Raw genomic sequence first — 5,904 nt, 5'->3', positions numbered from 1 at the left:
ATCTAGGGGCGAGCGGTATAGGTAGGGAGTAAGTTTACTTGTACTCAGCCCAGCTCTTGATCTGGAGCTCCTCGACGGGGAGCGTGCAGAAGGAGGTGATGAAGGCCGAGGCTAGGCGCGCGTTGGTTAGCAGCGGGATGTTGAGGTCGATGGCAGCACGTCGTAGGCGGTAGCCGTTGGTGAGCTCGCCTGCGGTGAGGTTCTTGTTGATATTCACTACCATGTCGATCTTCTTCTCGTGCAGCAGGTCCAGTGCCTGGGGGTGCTTGCCCTCATCCGTTGGCCAGTAGACGAGCGTGGAGGGGATGCCGTTCTCAGCTAGCATGTCGTGCGTGCCCTGCGTCGCGTAGAGCTGATAGCCGCGAGCGTGCAGCAGCTGGGCAGCATCGAGCATGTCGACCTTCTGCTTGTAGCCTCCTGTGGAGAGCAGCACGCTGCGCTCGGGGATGCGGTAGCCGACAGAGAGCATGGACTTCAGCACCGCCTCGTTGGTATCGTCACCGAGGCAGCCGACTTCCCCCGTGCTCATCATATCGACCCCGAGGACGGGGTCTGCCTTCTGAAGGCGTGCGAAGGAGAACTGGGAGGCCTTGATCCCCACGTAGTCGAGGTCGAAGGCACTCTTATTGGGCTTCTCCACTCGCTGACCCAGCATGATGCGGGTCGCCAGCTCGATGAAGTTAATCTTGAGCACCTTGCTGACGAAGGGGAAGCTACGCGAGGCGCGCAGGTTACACTCGATGACCTTGATCTCATTGCCCTTGGCGAGGAACTGGATGTTGAAGGGACCCGAGATGTGCAGCGCCTCGGCGATCTGACGGCTGATGCGCTTGATGCGGCGCACCGTCTCGACGTAGAGCTTTTGCCCTGGGAACTGGATGGTGGCATCCCCCGAGTGTACCCCTGCGAACTCGATATGCTCGCTGATGGCGTAGGCGACGATCTCACCACGCTGGGCTACGGCGTCGATCTCGACCTCCTTAGCGTGCTCGATGAACTGGCTTACGACCACAGGGTGCTCCTTCGACACGTCGGCCGCGAGCTCGAGGAAGCGATAGAGCTCCTCCTGATTGGAGCAGACATTCATCGCCGCCCCCGAAAGGACGTAGCTCGGACGTACGAGTACGGGGAAGCCCACCTCCTCGATGAAGCTATCGATATCGGTGAGGCTGGTGAGCTCGCGCCAGCGGGGCTGGTCGATCCCGAGGCTGTCGAGCATGGCGGAGAACTTATGTCTGTCCTCGGCGTTGTCGATGTCCTCGGCCTGCGTCCCGAGGATGGGGATACGCTGGGAGTGGAGCTTGAGGGCAAGATTATTGGGGATCTGTCCGCCCGTCGAGAGAATGACGCCGCGCGGGGTCTCGAGGTCAAGGATGTCCAGGACGCGCTCGAAGGTCAGCTCGTCGAAGTAGAGCCTGTCGGTGATGTCGTAGTCCGTGCTGACGGTCTCGGGGTTATAGTTGATCATCACCGAGCGGAAGCCCTGCTGACGGATCGTCTGCAGCGCGTTGACACCGCACCAGTCGAACTCTACCGAGCTACCGATGCGGTAGGCGCCTGAGCCGAGGACGACGACCGAGCGCGCGTCTCCCTCATACTGGATGTCGTTCACCGTACCGCTATAGGTAAGGTAGAGGTAGTTGGTCTCGGCGGGGTATTCGGCTGCGAGGGTATCGATCTGCTTGACTACGGGCAGGATGCCGAGCTTCTTGCGCAGGGCGCGTACCTCGAGCGCCTCCTTATCTCGAGCCTTGATGCCCTGAGCCTCAAGGACGAAGCGGGCGATCTGGAAGTCCGAGAAGCCCTGGCGCTTGGCGTGGCGCAGCAGTTCCTTGGGTAGCGCGGCGATACTCCTCTGCTGGCGTAGTTCCTCTGAGGTGCGGACGATGCTCGCTAGCTTGTCGAGGAACCAGCAGTCGATCTTGGTCAGCTGATGGATCTGCTCCACGCTGTAGCCAGCACGCAGAGCCTGGCTGATGGCCACGATGCGGGTGTCGGTCGGGGACTTCAGCGCCTCGTCCAGCTCAGTGCCCGAGAGCTCCTTGGTGTTGTTTCCGACGAAGCCGTGCATGCCCTGGCCGATCATACGCAGCCCCTTCTGCATCGCTTCCTCGAAGGTGCGACCGATGGCCATCACTTCGCCGACGGACTTCATGCTACTGCCGAGCTCGCGGGAGACGCCGTGGAACTTACCGAGGTCCCAGCGGGGGATCTTGCACACCACATAGTCTAGGGCGGGCTCAAAGAAGGCAGGCGTGGTCTTGGTCACCGAGTTCTTCAGCTCGAAGAGCCCGTAGCCGAGGCCGAGCTTAGCGGCGACGAAGGCCAGCGGGTAGCCCGTAGCCTTGGACGCTAGAGCCGAGGAGCGCGAGAGGCGGGCGTTGACCTCGATGACGCGGTAGTCCTCACTATCGGGGTCGAGAGCGTACTGTACGTTGCACTCGCCGACGATGCCGATGTGGCGCACGATGCGGATGGCGATCTCGCGGAGCTTGTGGTACTCGTTGTTGGTCAGTGTCTGCGAGGGAGCGATGACGATGCTCTCCCCGGTGTGGATGCCGAGGGGGTCGAAGTTCTCCATATTGCAGACCGTGATGCAGTTGTCGTAGCGGTCACGGACGACCTCGTACTCGACCTCCTTCCAGCCCTTGAGGCTCTTCTCTACGAGCACCTGGGGGGAGAAGGCGAAGGCCTTGCTGCAGAGCTCATCCAGCTCCTGCTCGTTGTCGCAGAAGCCACTGCCGAGCCCCCCGAGAGCATAGGCGGCGCGGATGATGACGGGGTAGCCGAGGCTGGCCGCTGCCTGGCGTGCCTCCTCGAGCGTCTCCGCAGCATGGCTCTGGATGGTCTTGACTGAGATCTCGTCTAGCTTGCGGGCGAAGAGGTCTCTGTCCTCCGTGTTCATGATGGCCTCGACGGGGGTGCCGAGCACCTGTACCTGGTACTTGTCGAGGACGCCGCTCTGGTGCAGGGCGACGCCGCAGTTGAGTGCCGTCTGTCCGCCGAAGGCGAGGAGGATCCCCTGAGGGCGCTCCTTCTCGATGACCTTCTCGATGAAGAAAGGCGTCACGGGGAGGAAGTAGATCTCATCGGCTATACCCTCCGAGGTCTGTACGGTAGCGATATTGGGGTTCACGAGGACGGTGTGTATGCCCTCCTCACGCATGGCCTTCAGCGCCTGCGAGCCCGAGTAGTCGAACTCCCCAGCCTCACCTATCTTGAGTGCTCCAGAGCCGAGGAGCAGCACCTTCTGTATCTTGTTCTTGTCGCTCATATCCTGGGTAATCGTTTAGTCGTAGTGTCGTGCCTAGAGCAGCTGGAGGAACTCCTCGAAGATGAAGACCGTGTCGGTCGGGCCACTGCAGGCCTCGGGGTGGAACTGGGCTGAGAAGTAAGGGAGCGTCTCGTGGCAGATCCCCTCGTTGGTGCCGTCGTTGAGGTTGATGTACTTGGCGCGCCAGCCTGGGCCGAGCGTGGAGGCGTCCACCGCGTAGCCGTGATTCTGGCTGGTGATGTAGCAGCGCGTCGTGCCGACCTCCTGCACGGGCTGATTGTGACTGCGGTGGCCGTACTTCATCTTCGTTACCTTGGCACCAGCTGCTGCAGCGAGGAGCTGATTGCCCATGCAGATACCGCAGATGGGCTTCTTGCGCTCCAAGGCCTTGCGGATATGCTCGACGGTGATGCCGCACATATTGGGGTCGCCGGGTCCATTGGATAGGAAGAGGCCATCGTAGTCGATCTGGTTGAAGTCGTAGTCCCAGGGCACGCGGTAGAGGGTGATCTCGGGGCGGATGAGGTTGCGGATGATGTTGTTCTTGGCACCGCAGTCGACGAGGACGACCTTCTTGGGACCATTGCCGTAGACCTGTACCTCCTTGGGTGAGACCTCTGCTACGAGGTTGCGTGCGTTGGGATCGTCGAAGGGGATGTCAGGGCCTCCCTCGAGGATAATCTTACCCTTCATCGAGCCCTTCTCTCGGAGCGTCTTCGCTAGCTCGCGGGTGTCGATGCCCGTTAGGCCGAAGACCTGCTCGCTGCGTAGCCACTGGCCGAGCGAGCTCTGGGCGTTCCAGTGACTATGCTCCTCGGAGTAGTCGGAGACGATGATGCCGAGGGGATGGATCCTGTCACTCTCGCGGAAGTAGGCGATCCCGTGCTCGTCGAGCTGGGGGGAGGGTACGCCATAGTTACCTACTAGGGGGTAGGTCATCACGAGGATCTGCCCGCGGTAGCTCGGGTCGGTAAAGCTCTCGGTGTAGCCCGTCATAGCGGTGGTGAAGACGACTTCGCCTGCTACGGGGGCCTCGTGGCCGAATGCGTAGCCTTCGAAGCGGCTACCATCATCGAGGATCAGCGTGGCTCTTTTGTACTCTTGCATAGGACTTGTATATATGAAGGTAGATGAGTGACTACTGCGCTACCAGACCCCTAGATAAAGAAAAAGCCGCCTCGCAAGCAGTGCTTGACGAGCGGCCTCTGTATCTTGTCATGCTCTCAGGGAGCAAGGATCTAAGTATCATCGTATCGGTGTAGATTAGTGATAGCGGGGGAGGCTAAGCGCCTGCCCTTTCGGGCAAAGGTACGCAAAAAAGCCAAGATGGCAAGCCCCAGCGCGTCCTGCCCTAGCCTTTGGGAGCAGTGTACCCCCTAAAGCAGCGAGGCTCGCCTCAGAGGAGATCATCCTCCGAGGCGAGCCTCGTCAGCTCTAGCCGATACCCTAGGGCAGGCGGCTAGGCTAGGGCAAGCCTACTTGATGCGCTTGTAGCCGTAGACAGCCAGGTCACCGAGTTCCTCTTCGATACGGAGGAGCTGGTTATACTTAGCCATACGGTCGGTACGGCTGAGCGAACCGGTCTTGATCTGGCCAGAGTTCGTAGCGACAGCGATGTCAGCGATCGTAGCATCCTCGGTCTCACCAGAGCGGTGCGAGGTGACAGAGGTGAAGCCGTGGCGGTGAGCCATATCGATCGCGTCGAGGGTCTCGGTGAGCGTACCGATCTGGTTGACCTTGATGAGGATGGAGTTACCGCAGCCTTCAGCGATACCACGACGGAGGTACTCGACATTCGTCACGAAGAGGTCGTCACCTACGAGCTGGATCTTCTTGCCGAGCTTATCGGTGAGCTTCTTCCAGCCTTCCCAGTCGTTCTCAGCCATACCGTCCTCGATGGAGTCGATAGGATACTTCTCTACGAGCTCGCTGAGGAAGGCTACCTGCTCGTCGATGGTACGCTTGACACCGTGCTCACCTTCGAACTTGGTGTAGTCGTAGATACCATCCTTGAAGAACTCAGAGGAGGCGCAGTCCATAGCGATCGTGATGTCCTTGCCAGGTACGTAGCCAGCCTTCTCGACAGCCTTGAGGATAGACTCGATAGCGTCCTCTGTACCATTGAGGGCAGGGGCGAAGCCACCTTCGTCACCTACAGCCGTGCTCAGACCGCGGTCATGCAGTACCTTCTTGAGGGCGTGGAAGACCTCAGCACCCATGCGGAGACCTTCGCGGAAGCAGCATGCACCGACAGGGCGGATCATGAATTCCTGGAAGGCGATAGGAGCATCCGAGTGCGAGCCCCCGTTGATGATGTTCATCATGGGCACAGGCAGTACGTAGGTGTTGGTACCACCGATGTAGCGATAGAGGGGGATGTCGAGGTACTGAGCAGCAGCCTTAGCCACGGCGAGCGAGACGCCGAGAATAGCGTTAGCGCCGAGCTTGCTCTTGGTCTTGGTGCCGTCGAGGGCGATCATCTTGAGGTCGATCTCACGCTGGTTGAGGGCGCTCATACCATAGAGCTCAGGGGCGATGACGTTGTTGATGTTCTCAACAGCCTTGAGGACGCCCTTACCGAGGTAGCGGCCCTTGTCTCCGTCACGGAGCTCCAGAGCTTCGTTCTCCCC

3 protein-coding genes are annotated in these 5,904 nt (G+C 60.2%); all 3 read right to left on the bottom strand.

Annotation, left to right across the window (positions count from 1 at the left end; translation table 11 throughout):
• Positions 1–34: 34 nt before the first annotated feature.
• Complete coding sequence (carB, locus tag Q0248_RS02855) at positions 35–3,274, bottom strand: carbamoyl-phosphate synthase (glutamine-hydrolyzing) large subunit (RefSeq protein WP_299319508.1); 3,240 nt, start codon at positions 3,272–3,274, stop codon at positions 35–37.
• A gap of 33 nt (positions 3,275–3,307) precedes the next feature.
• Entirely contained in the window at positions 3,308–4,381 is a 1,074-nt protein-coding gene (gene carA, locus Q0248_RS02850) for a glutamine-hydrolyzing carbamoyl-phosphate synthase small subunit (protein WP_299319506.1), read from the bottom strand.
• Between the two features lie 368 nt (positions 4,382–4,749).
• The coding region (gene eno / locus Q0248_RS02845; protein WP_299319504.1) for a phosphopyruvate hydratase at positions 4,750–5,904 on the bottom strand (1,155 nt) is incomplete at its 5' end.

Origin of the sequence: uncultured Porphyromonas sp. (assembly GCF_938046015.1) — a bacterium.
In the GTDB taxonomy this organism is placed as follows: Bacteria; Bacteroidota; Bacteroidia; order Bacteroidales; family Porphyromonadaceae; genus Porphyromonas.
This window is presented reverse-complemented; position numbering and strand designations above follow the sequence as displayed.

Coding starts and splice junctions, on each gene's coding strand:
- carB (WP_299319508.1), bottom strand. CDS start 3,274: ATGAGCGACAAGAACAAGATACAGAAGGTGCTGCTCCTCGGCTCTGGA.
- carA (WP_299319506.1), bottom strand. CDS start 4,381: ATGCAAGAGTACAAAAGAGCCACGCTGATCCTCGATGATGGTAGCCGC.